The 18,589-nt window shown below is 72.7% G+C and carries 13 protein-coding genes; 2 read left to right on the top strand and 11 right to left on the bottom strand.

Annotated elements, in window-relative coordinates; translation table 11 throughout:
* Positions 1-286 precede the first annotated feature (286 nt).
* The gene (locus ACFYNU_RS09175) at positions 287-1,267 is read left to right on the top strand and encodes a helix-turn-helix transcriptional regulator (RefSeq protein ID WP_356584578.1); all 981 of its coding nucleotides are present in this window, start codon (positions 287-289) and stop codon (positions 1,265-1,267) included.
* Between the two features lie 22 nt (positions 1,268-1,289).
* Here the strand turns inward: ACFYNU_RS09175 and ACFYNU_RS09170 are convergent, their stop codons facing one another.
* Together ACFYNU_RS09170 and ACFYNU_RS09165 are read right to left on the bottom strand one after the other, a co-directional pair.
* On the bottom strand, positions 1,290-1,583 hold the full coding sequence (locus ACFYNU_RS09170) for a hypothetical protein (protein WP_356584465.1): 294 nt from the start codon (positions 1,581-1,583) through the stop codon (positions 1,290-1,292).
* Positions 1,583-2,812, bottom strand: a complete 1,230-nt coding sequence (locus tag ACFYNU_RS09165; protein ID WP_356584464.1) for an amidohydrolase — start codon at positions 2,810-2,812, stop codon at positions 1,583-1,585. The genes ACFYNU_RS09170 and ACFYNU_RS09165 overlap by 1 nt, the downstream gene beginning before the upstream one ends.
* Positions 2,813-3,114: 302 nt before the next feature.
* On the opposite strand from ACFYNU_RS09165, the gene ACFYNU_RS09160 reads away from it, so the two are divergent.
* Complete coding sequence (locus ACFYNU_RS09160) at positions 3,115-3,291, top strand: thiazolylpeptide-type bacteriocin (RefSeq protein ID WP_069628355.1); 177 nt, start codon at positions 3,115-3,117, stop codon at positions 3,289-3,291.
* A gap of 117 nt (positions 3,292-3,408) precedes the next feature.
* On the opposite strand, the gene ACFYNU_RS09155 is transcribed toward ACFYNU_RS09160, so the two are convergent.
* From ACFYNU_RS09155 to ACFYNU_RS09115, 9 genes are all read right to left on the bottom strand, one after another.
* A complete protein-coding gene (locus ACFYNU_RS09155; RefSeq protein WP_356584463.1) occupies positions 3,409-5,433 on the bottom strand; it encodes a TOMM precursor leader peptide-binding protein in 2,025 nt (674 codons plus the stop codon).
* Positions 5,430-6,185 (bottom strand): ABC transporter permease, encoded by a 756-nt coding sequence (locus ACFYNU_RS09150; protein WP_356584577.1) that lies wholly within the window; start codon positions 6,183-6,185, stop codon positions 5,430-5,432. Before ACFYNU_RS09150 ends, ACFYNU_RS09155 begins: the two co-directional genes overlap by 4 nt.
* A gap of 130 nt (positions 6,186-6,315) precedes the next feature.
* Positions 6,316-7,257: an ABC transporter ATP-binding protein gene (locus ACFYNU_RS09145; protein ID WP_356584462.1), complete on the bottom strand. Its 942-nt coding sequence runs from the start codon at positions 7,255-7,257 to the stop codon at positions 6,316-6,318.
* A 68-nt stretch (positions 7,258-7,325) separates the two neighbouring features.
* Positions 7,326-8,447, bottom strand: coding sequence for a M50 family metallopeptidase (locus ACFYNU_RS09140; protein ID WP_356584461.1), 1,122 nt, complete (start codon positions 8,445-8,447; stop codon positions 7,326-7,328).
* A complete protein-coding gene (locus tag ACFYNU_RS09135) occupies positions 8,444-9,562 on the bottom strand; it encodes a lantibiotic dehydratase C-terminal domain-containing protein (protein ID WP_356584460.1) in 1,119 nt (372 codons plus the stop codon). Before ACFYNU_RS09135 ends, ACFYNU_RS09140 begins: the two co-directional genes overlap by 4 nt.
* Complete coding sequence (locus ACFYNU_RS09130) at positions 9,559-12,321, bottom strand: lantibiotic dehydratase (RefSeq protein WP_356584576.1); 2,763 nt, start codon at positions 12,319-12,321, stop codon at positions 9,559-9,561. The genes ACFYNU_RS09135 and ACFYNU_RS09130 overlap by 4 nt, the downstream gene beginning before the upstream one ends.
* 121 nt (positions 12,322-12,442) lie before the next feature.
* Entirely contained in the window at positions 12,443-14,080 is a 1,638-nt protein-coding gene (locus ACFYNU_RS09125) for a nitroreductase family protein (protein ID WP_356584459.1), read from the bottom strand.
* A gap of 13 nt (positions 14,081-14,093) precedes the next feature.
* The gene (locus tag ACFYNU_RS09120) at positions 14,094-16,094 is read right to left on the bottom strand and encodes a TOMM precursor leader peptide-binding protein (RefSeq protein ID WP_356584458.1); all 2,001 of its coding nucleotides are present in this window, start codon (positions 16,092-16,094) and stop codon (positions 14,094-14,096) included.
* Positions 16,084-18,585, bottom strand: coding sequence for a TOMM precursor leader peptide-binding protein (locus ACFYNU_RS09115; protein WP_356584457.1), 2,502 nt, complete (start codon positions 18,583-18,585; stop codon positions 16,084-16,086). Before ACFYNU_RS09115 ends, ACFYNU_RS09120 begins: the two co-directional genes overlap by 11 nt.
* Positions 18,586-18,589: the final 4 nt, after the last annotated feature.

The following is an 18,589-nucleotide window of genomic DNA, read 5'->3' as shown; positions in this document are numbered from 1 at the left end:
ACTGGGACCGAGTCCGCCGGGCATTGCGCAAACCGGCGCGCCGGGCGGGCTTCGGGCAGGTGGGACATGTTCGGTTCACTCATATCTACGGCACAGTTCCTCGCAAGATCAGTTACAGAGTCATGGCATTGCCTTTACTCTCTCCAGGGTCCACCACGCCGTGCCACGAGCCCGGCGGACCCCGCACCACCGGCACCACCGGCACCAGCAGAGGCACCGGCAAACCCACCCCGTCCTCGGCGTGAACTGATCAAGTAGCGGAGGCCAAGTCTTGGGCGACAACGAGATGTCCGTCTTCGGCGTCTCTCCGACCGAGGAAGAGATCTACCGGCACTTTCTCCGCAATCCGGATACGTCGGCGGACGACATCCATCTGCTGGTGCACACCGAACAGGACGACGCCAGGCGCAGTCTCGACCGGCTGCGGACACTGGGGCTGCTGCATCCCGACAGCAGTCATGAGCGGGTCTCCCCCGCCGATCCCGGGGTGGCCATCGCCCGGCTGACGGACGCGCGGCTCAACGCGCTGCACGAGGAGTTGCGGCTGGTCATGCAGGCCCGGGATCTGGTCGACGGGCTGCGCGCCGAGCAGGGGTCGCGGCTGCCGCCGGTGCAGGGCATCGAGCAGTTGGAGGGTCTGACGGAGATACGGAACCGGATCGACGACCTCGCGTTCTTCGCGCGCGACGAGATCCTGTCCGTGGAGCCGTACACGAAGCTCTCGGCCGAGAACATCGAACGGTCCCGTCCGCTGGATCTGCGATGTCTGCGGCGCGGGGTGCGCATCCGCAATGTGGTGCTCGCCGCCGCGCTGGACGACATGCCGACCCGTGAGTATCTGCGCGAGCTCGTCAAGCGCGGGGCGCAGATCCGGGTCGCCGAGAACATCACGGAGCGGATCCTGGTGTACGACGGCCGTACGGCCCTGGTGCCGGTGGACCCGCAGAACACCGCGCGCGGGGCGCTGCTGGCGCACAAGAGCGGGCTCGTCGCCAACATCATCGCCCTGTTCGAAAAGATCTGGACGGAGGCGGACGATCTGCACACCGTCACGAAGGAGAGCGCCGACGCGGTGGGCGGGCTCAGTGAGATCGAGCAGCAGGTGCTGATCTCGATGTGCACGGCGGGCAAGGACGAGGCGGGCGCCCGGGACCTGGGGATCTCGGTCCGTACGTACCGAAGACACGTGGCCGATCTGCTTCAGGCGCTCGGTGCCGCGAGCCGTGCGCAGGGCGCGCTGCTGGCCCGCGAACGGGGCTGGATCTGACGGTGCTCCGGCAAGGGGCCGGTCAGCGCTGTTCCGCCCAGCCCCACAGCGCCGCGTCCGCCAGGACGGCCCGGACCGCGCGGTGGATGTCGGTGTCGGTCGTCGCGACGTCCCGCGCGATCCACAGCCTCACCCGGTCCCCGGCGACCTCCGCGACCTCCGGGACGCATCTCAAGTGCCGTGGCAGCAGCCCCAGCAGCCGGATGACCGTCGTCTCGGCGGACGGGGCGGCGCTGTCCTCGCGGACCGTCACCACCTCCACATATCCGGGGGCGTTCCCGATGTCCGCGCACCCCTGCCACTGGGCCGTCATCATCAACGTGTCTCCTTGAACAGCTGCCTGGCGGCCGTCGCCATGGCCGCGATCCCCGTCGGCAGGGCGGTCCGTACGTCGGGGGCGAATTCCGCCGAGTGGTTGGGCGGCACGGGCCGGCCGGTCTCGCGTGCGGCGCGCCACTGACGCGGCGACGCCGTACCGACCATCCAGTATGCCGTCCGCACACCGTCGACGGCGAAGCGGGGGAAGTCCTCGGTGGCCATCGACACCGGCCAGTCCAGCACCCGTTGTCTGCCGAACTCCCGCTCGTGGGCGGCCCGTACCACCGCCGTCGCCGCCGGGTCGGGCAGCAGGGCCGGGGAGCGGGAGAGACATGTGATGTCGGGGTCCCGGGGGCAGTCCGACGCCGCGCACTCGGCTCGTACGATCCGTGTCACCGCCGTCACGGCCCGCTCCAGGGCCTGATCGGTCGCCGCGCGGACGGTGACGCCCAACTCGGCGTCGTCCGGGACGACATTGCCGAGGCGGCCCGCGCGCAGGGAGCCGACGGTGAGGACGACCTGGTCGGACGGCGCCGTCTCGCGCGAGACGACCGTCTGGAGGCGCATGACGGTCGCGGCGGCGGTCACGACGGGATCGACGGTGAGCTGCGGGGTGCCGGCGTGGCCGCCGTACCCGTGGATCACGACGCCGAGCGTGGCGCTCGCCGCCATCATCGGGCCCCGGCCGTGCGCGAGTGACCCGGCCGGCAGCGGCGCGCCGTGCTGGGCGAGCACGACGTCGGGGGTGCCGAACCGCTCGTAGAGACCGTCGGCGAGCAGCGCGCCCGCCCCCTCCAGGGTCTCCTCCGCCGGCTGGCCGACGACCAGGAGCGTGCCGGCCCAGCCGGCGGCCGACTCCGCGAGGAGGGTGAACGCGCCTGCCACGGAGGCGAGATGGAGGTCGTGACCGCAGGCGTGCATGGTGCCGGGGACAGTACTCGCGTACGCCAGGCCGGTGCGTTCCTCGACGGGCAGGGCGTCCAGTTCGGCGCGCAGCATCAGGGTGGGGCCGGCGCCGTTGCGCAGGACGCCGACGACGCCGTGGCCGCCGACGCCCCGGGTGACGGCGGCACCCTTCAGATGCGCGGCGAAGCGTTCGGCGGTACGGGACTCGGCGCCGGACAGCTCCGGGTGGGCGTGCAGTTCGAGATACAGCTCAAGGGCGTCCCGCAGGGTCTCGCGCGGTACGGCGGCCCGGTGTGTTTCCTCGGTCAGCGCGTCGGTCATCCGCGCTCACCTCCCTTGCTTCGGCGTCGTTCCTTCGCGTCTGGGCATTACCTGTCGCACTGCCTGTCGCATTACCTGTTCGAGCATCACTTGTCCGAGCACTACTTGTTTGAGCATTACTTGAGGGTTCGAGGGTGCGGCAGGGCACGCGCACCGGACACACGTTCCGCTGACACCGGGTGTCAGCGGTGTGACAGCGAAAGCCGGGCCCAACTGACAGCGCCCACCGGTGCAATGGGGCCACCCCCTGGGAGCGCCGCCGGACTGGCCGGTGAAGCCCCGGTTACCGAAGGAGAACCCCCATGGCCCCGAAGACCGGTCTCGCCACCCTCGCCGACGAGATCCTGGAGCTGGAGTCGGAGACCTTCGAGATCTCGGACTACTCGGACGCGTCCGAGGTCGTTCTCGCCGGTTCCACGTCGTGCTCCTCGACGTCCACCTGCTCCAGCACCACCAGCACCACCTCCTGCTCCGCCTGATCCGGCGTCGCGGACAGCGCAGGACCGCCGGCCCCTCCCCCGTGGGTACCACCCGCCAGGGGCGGGGCCGTCGGCCTTCGTGCACGACGTGCCCGCCGTGCCCCGGCGAGCGTGGCGTTACGGGAACGGATGCGGGACCGCCTTGATCGCGGACTCCGGCAGATCGTCCGTACGCCGCCCGGCGACCCGCAGCGCCGTCCGCAGCCGGGGCATCAGCAGGGCCCGCTGCCGCGTCCACCCGAAGTCCAGCGGCAGCAGACCGGGCACCAGCGTGCTCACGGTGTGCAGTCCCATCCGCCGCTGCTCCGGTGTCGTCTGGTCGACGGCGATCACGTCGTACCCCGCGCCCGCCAACTCGTCGCGCAGCAGCCGCAGATCGTCCAGCAGATCGCCGGTGCGCGGCCGGAGCGGCGCCCAGTCGGCGTACGTCTCCGCCAGTGGGCGTACGGCCGTCGGCTCCAGGTACTCCCGGGCGTGGCGCGCCATCTCCGGCAGGCCGTACAGCTGCGCGTGGTCCTTGAGGTGCAGGACCTTGCGGTAGTCGCCCGCCATCTCCCGCAGCTCGCCCTCGCGTTCGGCGACCTGGTAGGGCAAGTGGGGTATGTAGGTGAGGACTTCGGAGAGAGCGGCGTCGACCGTGCCTTCCGGGTCGAAGCCCGCGGCGGCGCTGAAGGAGAGCGTGCCGAGGCCGCCGTCGCGGCGCACGGCGAGTGCCGTGACGACGGGTACGGCGAGGTCCATCCGGGTGTCGAAGGCGTGCACGTCGTAGCCGTGCAGCGCGGCCCGGTCGAGCATCGTGCGGATCGCGCCGCCCGTGCACGAGCCGAGGTCGATCTCGGTGAGCCGGGCGCGGCCGTACCAGGCGAGCAGGAACGCGTCGCGTTCGATCAGCTCCAGCAGCCCGAAGAGGATCGCCTCCTCCAGACTCCCGCCGGTGGCACAGCCGTTGGAGCACTCGAAGACGAAGTTGTCGGCGTCGACGCCGGCGCTGTAGTGCGCCAGCCGCGCGGGAACCAGGATCGGGCGCTCGTCGCGCAGCGAGTGGCCCCAGACCCAGGGGATCGGCCGGTCCGGGTCGAACGGGCTGACCAGATGGTCCTTCTCGTACGTCGCGTCCGCGTAGAAGCCGCGGTCCGCCGGGTTCAGCGCGTCGGGGCTGAGATTGTTGTACGAGTCGACGACCGGGGACGTGCCGCGGCGACGGTGGGTGCCCGCGTACCGCTCAAGTCCCTCCAGATAGGCCAGGGTCCGGCTGGTGGAGTAGCTGTTGGCCTGGCCGCTCCAGGTGACGTCGTTGAGTCCGGCGTAGCCGCGTACGAAGTTGGTGCCGGCGACGGGGGCGGTCGTGGTGGACGTCGGGTTGATCCAGGTGTCCGAACCGAGCGTCCCGCACACGGGGTTGGCGAGCGCGGCGGTCGGCAGCGGGTACGCGTCGAGCGGGCGCAGCCGGTAGCCGGCCGGGTCCGGCTTGGGCTGGGTGGTCAGCCGCATGCGCGCGGCGTCGGCGGTGTCGGGGCGCGGCGGGACGCAGGACGGGCAGAGCGGTTCGGGCAGCAGCGGGAAGGTCGCGGCGGCGAGGGTGCCGAGGTCGATCCGGGTGACCTGCGGCAGCGCGCGGTCCGGGGCGCCGGTGGCGGGCGGGGTCGACTCCCCCGTACGGACGGCGAGATACGCCGCCCAGACGGCGTCCACCGCGTAGTCGGTGAGCAGCGGCCAGTCGGCGGCGCCGTGCGGTTCGTGGCCCAGCTCCAGCGCCTCGCGCTCGGAGCGGCTGCGCAGCCGCTGCCAGCGCATGGCGAGGCACTGCCCGCAGGCGGCTTCGGTGTCGCCGCCCCAGGGGCCGACGAGGGCGGCGCGCGAGGTGAGCTGGACGTTGGCGCGGGGGCGCACGGCGGCGTACGGGTCGGGGCGCCCGAAGCCGAGGACGTCGGCGGCGCCGAGCGGCACCACGAGCGGGGCGGGCAGACCGGGCGGGACAGCGCCGTACGAGGCGGCGCGGGCCTCGAACCGTACGGTCAGGGCCTGTTGCAGGCGGGCCCGGCCGCGCTCCAGGGGCGAGCCGTCGGCGAGGACCACAGCCGCCCCCGCCTCCGTCCCCGTCCCCGTCCCCGTGGAGGCTGCCGGTCCGGTAGCTGTCGTCATGACTGGTCGCTCCAGCGGAAGGTCTTCAGCGCGATGGCGCCGAAGACGACGGCGAAGGCGGTGACGCCGCCGCAGGCCACCAGGATGTCGCCGCCGCCACCGTCACCCGTGATGGCGGCGGAGATGCCGTCGTTGAAGTAGCGCAGCGGCAGGACCAGCGACACGTCCCGCATCCACCCGGGCATCGCGTCGAGCGGGAAGAACGACCCGGACAGGAACGCCATCGGCACCATCAGGCAGTTGGCGACGGCCGCGACCGCCTCCGGCGTCCTCGCGAACGAGCCGACGATCACCCCGACCGCGAGGAACGCGGTGATGCCGAGGAACAGCACCGGCAGTGCCAGCGGCCAGCTCCCCGCCGGTTCGAGGCCGAAGAACGGCAGCATCGCGACGAGGACGAACATCGCGGCCTGCACGGTGCCGATGGCGAGCGCCAGGACATAGCGCGAACCGAGGATCGTGGGCAGCGGGGTCGGTGTCATCCGGATCAGCCGCAGGATGTCGTCGCGGCGCCACTGCATGATGACGAACCCGACGCCGAAGACGGCGGCGTTCGCGACGCCCCACGACAGGACGCCCGGGGCGATGTAGTTGATGTACGGGCGTCCGCTCTCCTCGACGGTCATGCCGTGGAAGATCAGCCCGAAGACGATCAGGAAGAGGAGGGGGAAGGCGAAGGTGAAGAAGAGAGTGGTCTTGTCGCGCGTGTACGCCTTGTAACCCGCCTTGCTCAGCGCGGAGTAGGCGCTCATGGCGCGGGGGCGCGGTGCGGGTGCGGGAGCGGGGGTGGCCGCGGGTGTGGGCGGGGGCGTCGTGGTGCTCATCGTCGTTGCTCCGTCTCTCGTGCTCGGTGCTCGGTGCTCGGTCGGGCGTCGCCCCCGGCTACGCCTGCGGGCTGCCGGTCAGTTCGAGGTACACGTCCTCCAGGCTGGCGGTCCGTGTCTGTACGCCGTGCAGTCCGGCGAGCGCGTCGACCGCGGACAGCACCGGCCCCGAGTCCTCGGTCTCCAGCACCACCGAGTCGCCGTCCACGGAGGCCCGCAGCACCCCGGGAATGGCCTGCGCGTCGGCGAGCGAGAGGCGGTCGGCGGGGACCAGCAGCCGGGTGAGCGTGCTGCTGGCGGCGACGAGGCGGCCGGGCGAGTCCAGCGCGACGATCCTGCCGTCGATGAGGATCGCGACACGGTCGCAGAGCGCTTCGGCCTCGTCCAGGTGGTGCGTGGTGTAGACGATGGTCCGCCCGGCGCCCTTGAGCGCGCGCAGCACGTCCCACAGCGCGCGGCGCGCCTGCGGGTCGAGCGCGGCCGTCGGCTCGTCCAGAAAGATCAGTTCGGGGTCGTGGACGAGCGCGGACGCGATGGCCAGGCGCTGGCGCTGACCGCCGGAGAGGTCGTCGACGCGGACGTCGCCCTGCTCGGTGAGGCCGACGGCGGCGAGGCCGCGTTCGGCCGCCTCCCCGTCGGCCCGGTAGAGCGCGGCGACCGTCGAGAGGTGCTCGCGGGCCGTGAGCCGTACGAAGAAGGCGGACGCCTGGGTCTGGACGCCGAGCCTGGGCAGCAGTTCGGGGTCGCGCGGCCAGGGGCGCCGGCCGAGGACGGTGACCGATCCGGAGTCGGGGCGGCGCAGCCCCTCCATGATCTCGACCAGGGTCGTCTTGCCCGCGCCGTTGGGGCCGAGCAGACCGAAGAACTCACCGCGCGGGACGGTCAGCGAGATGCCGTCGACCGCGTGCTTCTCCCCGTACCGCTTGTGGATCGTGTCGAGGACGACGGCGGGGCCGTCGGTCGTGCCGTCGGTCGAGTCGTCGGTGGGTGTGGGGGTCATGCGGTTCTCCCTGGGAGCGGATGGCGTGCGGGTAAGGCGAGTTGGGCGGCTTACACCGCTTGGGCGGCCTACGTGGTCAGGAGGTGGACGGCCAGCGCGACGACAGCCGCGACGATCCCGGCGAGGGCGAGCAGCGAGCCGAGCGTGTAGGCGAGATAGGCGGTACGGGCCCGGCGCGGATACGCCTTCGCCGCCGGGTCGCGCCGCACGGCGAGGCCCACGTACTCGCGGCTGGACGCGGCGAGCGCGGTCGCTCCGCACAGCTGCGCGGCGATCTTGTACCCGTCGAGCGGCGGCAGGGGTACGAGCATGGCGAGCGCCTGCACACTGCCGAGGAGCAGCATGCCGGCCAGCGCCTCGCCGGTGGCGTCGTCCACCGGGAGGAACAGCCACGCCGCGCAGAACGGCAGCAGGAAGGCCAGATTCATCACGGCGCCCGCGACGGCGGTCGCGATACGGTCCCGACGGGTGTGCAGATAGAGGTAGTTGTCGACCGTGCAGTACATGATCACGACGGGCAGGCGCCAGCGCAGTCCGATCTCGGCGACCTGTCCGCCGTAGCGTCTGGCCACCACCCCGTGGGCCAGCTCGTGCAGCGCCGTGCTGAACCAGAGCAGCGCGGCGACCCCGGCGAGTAGGACCGGGTTGGTGAAGAGCGCCACCGCCCCGTCGACGAGTTCGCCGAGGCGCGCCACGGCCACGGCCTCCATGGCGGCGATCAGCAGGAGCAGCGGGACCATGAAGGGCGCGGCGAGCAGGAAGCCGACGGCGCGGTGGAGGCGTTCGGCCGTCGCGTCGGCGTCGGCGACCAGGGGGAGGGTGCCGCGCAGCAGGGTGCGTACGGGCTTCGGTGTCTCTTCGGCGGGCGGCGCGGCGGGGCCGCCCGCCAGCAGTCCCCGGGCGCCGAGCATGGCCAGCAGCTGCTGCCAGTTGGCGTCGCCGAGGCGCTTGCCGTACTCCGCCGCGTACTCCGCGCCCAGCTCGTCCAGAGCGCGTGTGCCGTCCATGCGCGTCATCAGGAAGTGTTCCTTGACCCCGACCTCGTACGACTTGCCGCTCTGCGGGTTCTTGACGAGGTGCACGGTGCGGGGGCCGAGCAGCAGCGCGTCGCTGACCAGCACCTCGGGGCGCAGACACGGCCGGTACCGGTCGGTCGGGACCTGGTCCGCACGGTCTGCGGGGGCGGTCACGGCGTGGTCACCGCCTCCGCCACCGCCTGCTCCGCCGGTGCCCGCTCCGCCGGTGCCCGCTCCGTCGTCGGCTGCTCCGCCGGTGCGACCGATTCCCGGAGCGTCCGGCCCAGTACGTGCGAGAGATACGCCTCGTCGCGGATGGTGACGTGCAGCCGGTTGTTCGTCATATGCATGTACGGGGAGAGCAGCAGCGGCAGCGCGACCGCCGGGTCCGTCACCCGCTCGTCCCGCTCGCCGTCCCAGGACCGGAACACCAGATCGCCGTCGAGCGCCAACTTCCGTGCGCGCTCGTTCAGTTCGGCGCAGTGCTCGGCCCAGCCCGCGAGGAAGCCGGGCAGTCTGCCCGGCTCACCGGCCCCGACGGCGGCCCGGACGCGGGCGAAGTGGCTGGTGAGGCCGGGGGCCATCGCCGCGTAGTTCTTGTCGTACTCGTCGGTGCCGATGAAGCCGGTGCCCGGGAACGCCGTGTGCCAGAACTGGTAGTAGCTCTCCAGGTATTCGGTCAGCTCCCGGTCGCCCGGCAGGAATGTCCCCGACATGACCATCATCAGCTGCGCGGACGTACCGAGCAGCACCGTGCGCAGATGCAGGTTCTTGGTGCGCAGCGCCTCGATGACGAGATCGCTGGAGTGCCGGAAGTGCCACTCGGCCAGCTCGATCCCGGCGGGGCCGCCGTACTTGCCGTACTCCGGCTCGTACGGTTCGGCGCTGCGCGAGTTGTTGGGGCGCAGATTCATCCGGCCCTGGTCGTCCATGTAGTGGCCGCGCTCGCTGCCGGGGAACTCGATCTCGAACAGCGTGTTGTAGAAGTCGTTGAGGAAGCCGGAGTCGACCTCGTACAGCGCGGGGCGCTCGGCCAGGAAGGTGTCGACGGCCTGCTCGGTGCGGGCGCGCACCGCGGGGGCCACGGACTCGCTGACGGGCTTGAGGCGCAGCCGTATGTGCGGGCCCTCCAGCCAGTAGTTCATGAAGAAGTAGTTGTCGACGAGTCCTTCCGCCTCCAGCTCGGCGACGAGCGGGCGCACGCACTGGAGCAGGAAGGGGCGGGGGTTGGCGGCGTAGAAGACGTGCGTGGCCTGCCAGTTGCCGGGGACGGGCGCGGTGCCGGTCATGAGGCGTCCCTTCGTACGGAGTCGGCGGATACGGGTGCGGATACGGATACCGGCACGGGTGCGGACGCGGATACGGGAGAAGTGGTCGGGGCCGGGCGGCCCGCCAGGGTTTCCACGGCCAGCTCGGCGACATGGCGGCCACGCGCGGACACGGCGTGCAGCCCGTCCTCGTCCGGCAGCATCTCGCGGAACACGACCCGCGCCCCGTCCGTCTTGAGCAGCGCCTCGAACGCGGTGAGCGAGAGCGGGCTGTCGAAGTCCAGATACTGCGGCTTCGCGCCCGTCGCCCCGCGCGCCCCGCTGTCCGACACGGTCACGAAGACCCGGTCGGGCAGCCCGGTCGCGCGCCGGAACCGGTGCCAGCCGAGGAACCACTCGTCGTCACCGACCCCCGGGGCGAGCAGCGGCAGCGCGGCGGCGGGCGCGCTCCAGCTGCGCCTGCTCAGTACGACGCTGCCGTGCCGCACCCGCGGTCTGCGGGTGACACCGCCCACGGCCTCCCCCTCCGGCACCCCGCTCCACACGTTGAGCGGGGACATCGAGGTGGGCGACAGGAGCAGCAGGGTGCGGGGCAGTTCGGGCAGGGCGAGCGGCACGAGATAGCCGAGATAGACGGGGATGACCTCGCGGCCGAGCCGGGTCGAGCGCAGCACCAGCCGGTCGGCGGTCTCGTCGTGCTCGATGAACAGGTCGTCGAGATGGATGCGGTACGGCTCCGGCAGTGTGCCGCTCTCGCCGGGGCAGACGATCTCGTACTCGGTGAGCCGCCCGTGCAGATTGAGATTGCTGGTCACGGGCCCGCCGGTGACCTCGGCGAACACCGCGCCCGGCGGCTGCACCCGGGCCGCGCCGGCCAGCAGGTCGGTGTCGAGCCCTTCGAAGCACTGGGTGAAGCGGCTGAAGGGGAAGGACAGACCGCCGTACGAGCGGTTGAGGACGACCAGCGGGTCGTGCCGCCGGTCGGCGAGCTGGATGTGGTGGCTCATCGGTGCGAACGCCGGTGCGGCCGGGGCGAGTTCGGCCGCGACGTCGGCGAGGAGACCGGTGTCGAGGTCGATCTCGTCGCGGTCGCCGTCCGTGGACCAGAGCGCGCGCATCCGCTCGACGAACATCTGCCGCGCCGTGTCGATCGCCTTGAGCTGCGGCAGCCCGAGCCAGTTCACCTCGGGCACGTACCGCCCGTCGGCGTCGAAGGCCGTACGGCTCGCGGTGAAGGTCATGTACTGGTCGAAGAAGTCCTCGTGGAAGTCGTGCACCAGCTTGAGCAGATCGTCGCAGCGCCCGCCCTGTCCGTACCGGGCCAGGAAGTAGCCCTTGAACGTGACACGTTGGGGAAGCGTCAGATCGAAGGCGGGCAGCACGCTCTCCACCCGGCCGAGCGGCGCGGCCGTCAGCTCGCGCCAGGCGACGAGGTCCATCGTCGTCCCGCGGCCGGCCGCCGCGTCCTCGTACAGCAGGGTCTGCGGCACGCGGGCCTTCTCCGCGCCGAGTTCCGACTGGATGTCCTGGAGCGTGGTCCGGAGCGCGGCGATCACCTCGCGGCGCTCCGCGGGCTCCGCCCCGGCGAACCGGTCGGTCAGCGCGACCGCCTCGTCCAGCCGCGCGGCCAGCTCCATGGCCCACGGCCGGCCCAGCTCACGCAGCGACCGCTGGAAGGCGCGCAGCGGGTCGGTGTCGTGCACAGCCGTACGCAGCGCGGGGACCTGGACCATGCCCAGCTCCAGCAGGGCGGCGAGATACTGCTCCGCCTCCGCCGCGTCCGCCTGCGCGTCGTCGGCCAGCCAGGCCGCCAACTCGCCGTAGCGCAGGACCGGGTGCTCCTCGAAGAAGTCGAGCAGCCGCTCCAGGGTGCCGCTGCGGCGCAGGAAGAACAGCCGGTCCTTCACCGCGTCGAAGGTCACGGCCGTGTCGTCGTCACCGGTGGTGACCCAGCGGCGTACGTAACGCACCCGGTCGTCGTCCCTGCCCCAGCCGGAGGCGGGGGCGACGGGCAGATCCGCGCGGCGTACGGGGTCGGCGATCACGCACTCGGCGAGGCGGCCGAGCGCGACGACGTTGACCCGCGCGTGGCCGGTCCACCTCTCGTCGACATAGACCTCGAAGCCGTCCCCCACCTGCTCCTCTTCGAACTCACCGAGCGCGACCCCGGTGAACGTCGAGAACGGGCTGGTCTTGCAGACGGTGCGGTAGAGATACGACAGCAGTGACCGCTCGATCTTCCGGCGCCGCTTGTCGGGCTTGGTGTCGTGCCTGCCGTCCGCGCCCTGTCGCAGATACGCGTCGAGCTGCCCGTCGAGTGTCGGTGAGGCCAGCAGCAGCCCCTTGCGCAGCCGCTCCTCCCCCGCGATCCCACGGAGCGCGGCCCGCGCCTCGGCGCTCTCGCCCGCGAGCAACTCGGCGCCCTCGGACCGCAGTTCGGCCAGCTCCCGCCGGTCGAGCAGCCAGCGCGACAGGGCTTCGCCCGTCGCCGCGTCGCGCCCGGCGACCAGCGCGAGTGCGGCGCCGGGCCGTGCGGGCAGCCGGTTGTTGAAGACCTCGCGGCGCAGCTTCAGCAGCGCGCGCCGGTCGGCGGCCTCACCGGGCGCCGCGTCCGCGGCGTCGTCGGTGCGGCCGACGAGGTCGTGCAGCAGATCGCCGACGCGCTCCCCCGCCGCCCGCAGCCGCTCCTCCTCGGCGAGCACGGTCTGCGCCCAGCGGCGGCTCGCCGGGCAGCGCAGGGCGTGCACGGTCTCGATCGGCAGCCCGGCGACGCGCAGCATGAACGCGCGTCTCGGGTCCTGGTCGGGCGAGTGGTACGCCTGGGCGTGCGCCTGCGCGCGGTGCTCCTGCGAGTGCTGCGCCTGGTCCGGCATCCCTGTTCCCTTGGAGTAGTTCATCGGCTCAGGCGATCTCGTACCGGAAGTCGGCGGGGGCGGGCCGCTCGTTGCCGATCATCATGATCAGGAGTGGGGCCTCGCCGGTGGCGTCGAGCCCCAACTCCTCGATGTACGAGACGTTGTCGAAGCCGAGGGCGACGCCACAGCCCAGGTCGAGCGCGCTGCACGCGGTGTAGGCGGACTGCGCGACGGCGCCGATGGTGGCGTTGACGAGCCGGTAGCCGCGGTCGCCGACGGCGTCGAGGACGGCGGAGGTTCGGACGGTGGGGACCAGTACGGCGCCGGCCTGCTCCAGGTTGTAGTTGGAGAGGAAGTAGTTGCGCTGGAGGAACTCGCCGGGGCGGCCCGCCTTGACCAGCCGCAGCTCGTGGGCGTCGGGGTCGTACTCGTACGCGCCGGGCTCCAGGCCCTCGACGTGGTTGACGAACGCGTACAGCTTGGCGAGCCGTACGCCGTCCCCCGCACCCGGCCCCGTACCCGTGCCCGTGTCGCCGCCGAGGCGTGCGCCCGCGCAGGCCGCGGCGAGGCAGGCCGCCAGTTGCTCGCCGGTGACCGGCCGGCTCGCGTCGAAACGGCCGAAGCTGCTGCGACGGCGGCGCAGTACGGTCCGTACATCGCCGGGCATGGGCAGGGCGGCGGGCAGCGGTGCGCGGGGCAGGTCCGGGTTGGCCGGGGGCGCGGCGGCCGGGGCGAGCGCGCCGGGAGCGGGCCGCTCGGCGGCGTGCTCGGAGGTCGCCGCCTGCATCCTCAGCAGCGCGTCGAAGGTGAAGACCTCCCGTGAGCGCTCGATGTCCCGGTGGCGTACGGAGACGTTCCCCGGGCCCGGCCCGGCCGGTGAACCGGCACCCGCACCGGCACCCGAACCCGAACCGGCTTGCGCACCGGCCCACTTGAGCGGGACGACGGCGAACACGCCCTCCTCCTCGCCCCGTACGCCGAGCAGCTTCTGGAGCCGTGCCTCGTCGAACCACATCGCCGGTTCGACGGACAGCCCGCGCGCCCCCGCCCACATCCGCCATGTCTGCACGGCGGCGCCCAGATCCATGCTCACGGCGTGGAAGGAGAAGCTGTTGTACTTGAAGGAGTTCTGCCAGTACTTGATACCCAGGACCAGATACTGGTCGGTGTCCGCCCCGTATCCGCCCAGCGCTTCGCGCACCTCGCCGGAGACGTCGCCGGTGAGCAGGCGCTGCATGGTGTGGTGGCGGGTCGAGTAGTAGTGCACGCCGGGCGTGACGGGACCACCCGGCCCGGAGACCCAGTAGACGCTCACGGGGTAGAGGCCGCCGCCGGAGGCGGAGCCGCGCGACCAGTTGGCGAGCGGGTAGAAGGGCAGGGCGCTCAGGTCGGTGTTGGCCTGCACGCCGAGCCGCCGGCCCGTCAGTCCGTACGAGTCGAGGAGCATCCCGGAGAGCGAGGTGAGGTCGAACCCGCCCTCCGCCGTCACACCGGCGCCGCCGAAGGCGCGGTCCAGGCTCGCGTCCGCCGGATAGCCGGCGACGGGCAGCGGCAGGCTGTCGACCCCCGGGTAGTACTTCGCCTTGCGCGGCCCGTCGGACCAGTTCGGCACATAGTCGACCGGTGGCATCGGGACCCGGCCCCGCTGCATGATCGCGGCGGCGTAGTCATGGGCGTAGCCCACGGTGGTGCTCCTCTCAGGGGAACGGGTGCGGCGCGAGGTTCAGATCGGCGTCGGTCAGGTCGTGTTCGCGCAGGCCCGCCTCGCGCAGGGCGGTGCGCAGCCGGGGCATGCCGAGCGCGCGCTGCCGGGTCCAGCCGAAGTCGATGGGCAGTAGGCCGGGGACGATGACGGAGACCGTCGTCAGTCCGAGGTCGCGCTGTTCGGGCATGGTCTGGTCGACGACGACCACGTCGAATCCCTTGTCCGTCACCGCACTCACACACCGGGTGAGGTCGTCGCGCAGATCGTCGGAGACGGGCGGCAGCGACCCGTCGCCGTACGCCTCGGCCAGCGGGCGCTTGCGCGGCCGGGGGGCGCCCGGCTCGCCGATCAGGAAGTGGGCGTTGTTCCCCATCTCCGGGATGCCGTAGGCGAGCGGATGGTCGTGCAGCGCGGCGACCTTGTCGTAGTCGGTGGCCATGGCGCGCAGCCGGGCCTCGTCCCGCTCGGTGCGGCCCCGGAGGTTCACGGCGTCCGTGGCGATCTCGCAGAGCGCCCCGGACAGGGCGGACTCCGGGTCGAGCCCGGCGCCCGCGCCGAAGCACATCCGGCCGCTGCCGCCGTCGGGGCGGACGGCGACACCGGTGATGACGGGGATGGGGAAGCTGATCCGGGTGTCGAAGAAGCGGGCCTCGTACCCGTACATCTCCAGCCGGTCGACCATCTGCCGGGTGGCGGCGCGGGTGCTGGTGCGCGGGTCGAGTTCGGGGAGGGCGGCCTTGCCGTACCAGGTGAGCAGGAAGGCGTCGCGTTCCACGACCTCCATGAGGCCGAAGTACACGGCCTCCTCCATACAGCCGCCGGAGGCGCAGCCGTTGGAACTCTCCTGCACGAACCGGTTCTCCAGGCCCGGCGCGTGGTAGTACGTCAGCACTTCCGGGACGAGAACGGGCTGGTGGTCGCGGAGCGAGTAGCCCCAGACCCAGGGGAGTTCACGGTCGGGGTGGAAGGGCGTGACGCGCGGGTTGGCGCGGTGGAACTCCGCGGAGTACAGGCCGACCTCACGCGGGTCCAGGGTGCGTTCCCCGGCCGCCCGCAGCCCGTTGAGGGAGCCGTGCACGCCGGCCGTCTTGGCGCGCGAGCGCATCCCGGCGTACCGCTCAAGTCCCTCCAGCACACCGATGCGCACGCTCTGCGCGAAGGTGTCGGCGTGGCCGCCCCAGAACGTCTCACGCAGATAGTCGCCGGAGCGCATCGAGAAGCAGCCGATGGTCGCCGAGGTCGACGCGGAGGAGATGTCCTGTACGACGGACGGGCCGAGGGAGCCGCAGACCGGGTTGGCGTACGGCTCCACGGGCAGCTCGTACGCGCTGATGTCGCGGAGCCGGAAGCTGCCCGGCCTGTGCTTGGGCGCGGGGTTCAGGGTGAGGACCGCCGCCTCGGCGGTGTCCTCCTCGTCCCGCCCGCAGCGGGGGCACTCCGGGTCCGGCACGAGGGGGTAGTGCCGGACCCGGAGGGTTTCGAGGTCCACGAGGTGGACCGCCGGGAAGGAGCCGGTCCGCGGCCCCTGCCCGGCGAGTCTTGCCGCGACGATCCCGGCGAGGGCGTCGGCGGTGAACGGGGTGATGTACGGCGACTCCCCGGCGGCCCTGGTGCCGGAGCCCAGCTCCAGGGCCTCGCGCAGCGCGACGGAGCGCACGCCCTGCCAGCGGCGGGCGAGACAGCGGACGCAGGGGCGGTGGGGCTCGTCGCCGGGGAAGGGGCCGACGACGGCGTGCCGGCCGTAGAACCGTACGGGCACGGCGTCGCGTACGACCCGCGGGTCAGCCGGGTCAGCCGGGTCTTCCGCGTCCGCAGTGTCGCGCGTGTCCGACTTGCCCTCTGCGTTCGCCGTGTCCCGCGCGTCCGTGAACGCGTCACGGACGCCGAGGGGCGCGACATCGAGCGCGAGGGCGGGGGTCGCGTGCGTGTCGAGGGTGCGGCGTATCAGCGCGGCGAGGTCGGCGGCGGACCGCTCCCAGGGCTCAGCCCGCATCGGGCATACCCTCCGCTCCGGCGCGGCCCTTGGTGAGCAGGACGCGTGCGGTGCTGATGCCTCCGGCAGGCAGGTCGGCCGGGGTGGTGGCGACGTACAGCACATCGCGGCCGGCCGCGCGCAGCCGGTCGAGGACCGCGTCGAAGGTGGTGGCCGTCGCGTCGGCGGCCACCGGCTCGGCGGTCAACAGCACCGTGGCGGCGGCGAGTTCACCCATCAGCGGGTCGCCGGTGTCGACGGGATCGGCCGGGTCCTCGGCGGCGAGCTGCACCTGGCCGAGCAGATCGCGCAGCGCGGCGCAGGCGGCGGCGGTACGGGAGAGCCCGGCGGCGACGGCCCAGCGCCCGTGTCCTTCCATGCCCGCGCCCGTGGCCGTGCCGGAGCCGGCTCCCGCTGCCGCTCCTCCCGTGCCGCCGGTCTCGCGGGCCAGGACGACATGGGCGCCGGAGTGCTCCTGTTCGCCGAGGTCGACGAGTTCGGCCCGTATCCCCACGTTCGGGACGGACTTGAGCAGGAACACCAGCTCCGGGTCGGCGTCCGGCTCGCCCGCCGCCGGGGAGGTGACGAGCGCGCCGCGCGCCTCGCCGCGTACCGCACGCAGCAGCGCGCCGTGCGCGAGCGCCGACAGCAGACCGCGCCCCGCCGCCTCCTGTGGGCCGGGGCCCGCGCCCGCGCCCGCGGTGGTCGGCTGGTGGAGGCGTCCGGCGTTGTACGGGCCGAACGGCCGTACGGCGGCGGCCGGTACCCGCACGGGCTCCTTGGTGAGCAGCGACAGCGCGGTCACCCAGGCGCCGACCGTCTCGGCGCCCGCGCCGGTGCCGCTGCCCGTGGTCAGCCGGTCGGGGGCGAGCGCGGCGATGCCGTCGTCGTCCGGCGCCGGGGGCTCGGGGGTCACCGGCACGATGTGGTCGACGTAGGTCTCGGCCGCCGCGTACAGCGCCCGCAGCCTCGCGCCCGCCAGGTGGTGCACGTCGAAGGCGGCGATCCGCCGGCGCGGTCCGTGGCCGACGGCGAGTTCGACACGGCTGATCTTGAGGGGGGTCTGGGTCAGGCTCTCGTCGTCGTAGCGGCTGAAGACGCCGGTGAAGGGGCGCACCAGCGCCGTACTGATCCGGTTGAGCCCTTCGACCAGTGCTTCCGCCTCGCCCGCGCTCTCCACCGTCGGGGTGATGGGGAGGCTCAGTCCGCCGGGGAGGGCGGGGCGAGGGGTACTTGCGGCCGGCGCGCACAGCGCGCAGCGCGGGTGGGGCTGGACGGGCTCGGCCATGACGTCGAGCGATTCGAGGTCCTGGACGAGGACCTGTCCGTCGGTCTCGGCGGGCAGGACACCCGTGGTGAGGCGGAAGATCTCGTAACCGAGGAGATTGCCGGACATCGCGGCGACGGGGCCGGTCAGCGGGGAGACCCCGGCGGCGCGGGCGGTGGCTCCGCCCGCGACCTCGCTCCAGATGTCGGCGGCCGTGCCGGCGTCGGTGTTGCCGCCGAGGCGCAGCACCGCGCAGGACCAGCAGCCGGTCGAACCGGCCTTGCTGAGCGGCCCGGTGACCGACCTGCGGCCGAACGTCCAGGCGGGGATGACAGTGGTGCCGTCCGGTACGCCCGCCGACAGCAGGGCGTGGGTGCGGGCCGAGGCGTCGGCGCCGGTCACGACGACGATGTCGTAGCCGTCGAGCGCGGTCCAGCCGGGAGCGGCGGGGAGGCCGTCGACGGTCACCGGGCAGTCCTGGGCGGCCAGTTCGGCGATCTCGGCGAGCAGGGGCGGGTCGGTGCGGACGTCGCCTTCGACGGCGAGATGACCGCCGCCGTTGCGGACGAGGCTGAGCGCGCACCAGCGGGCGACCGGGCCGGTGCCGAGGATCGCGACGCGGGTGGTGCGGTAGCGGCGGAAGCGGGCGAGGGCGCCGTCGGCGTAGTGGTCGGCGTACGCGATCTGGGCGGCGAATCGCGTGGTGACCGCGTCGGTGAGGGGGATCGGGTCGGGGAGGGTGCCGGGGACGGGGGTGCGGGTGGCGCCGGGGGTGCCGGGGCCCGGGGAGGTGGTGGTCTCGTCGTCGGGGATGTCACGGGCGAAGCCGCGCTCGTACAGCGTCTTGACCAGTTCGGCGGCCATGGCCTGCTGCGCGGGGCCGAAACCCTGGCAGATGTCGGCGAGCCGGTGGTGGCCCGCGAGGTGCGGCACCATCAGCGAGGCGAAGCGGTACGCGGTGCGGCCGGTGAGGTGGAAACCGCCGTCGGCGTTGTGGAAGAGGACCCCGCCGGGTGTCTCGGTGAAGAGCACGTCCCTGCGGACCCGGGGCCTGGTGCCGGCCAGGGCGTCGAAGGCGGACACGGCGGTCTTCGCGCTCTCCGCGCCCTGCCCGGCCGGTGCGGCCGGTGCGGCCGGTGCGGCCTGTGTGACCGGTACGCCCTGCCCGGCTGGTGCGGCCTGTGCGGTCTGTGCGGCCTGTGCGGCAGGAGGCGCGACGGCCGTCGGAGTCGCTTCTGTCGCCATGGGA

This window comes from Streptomyces sp. NPDC006643, assembly GCF_042870175.1.
GTDB lineage: Bacteria > Actinomycetota > Actinomycetes > Streptomycetales > Streptomycetaceae > Streptomyces.
The sequence above is the reverse complement of the archived record's forward strand: the minus strand, read 5'-3'. Positions and strand labels throughout refer to the sequence as shown.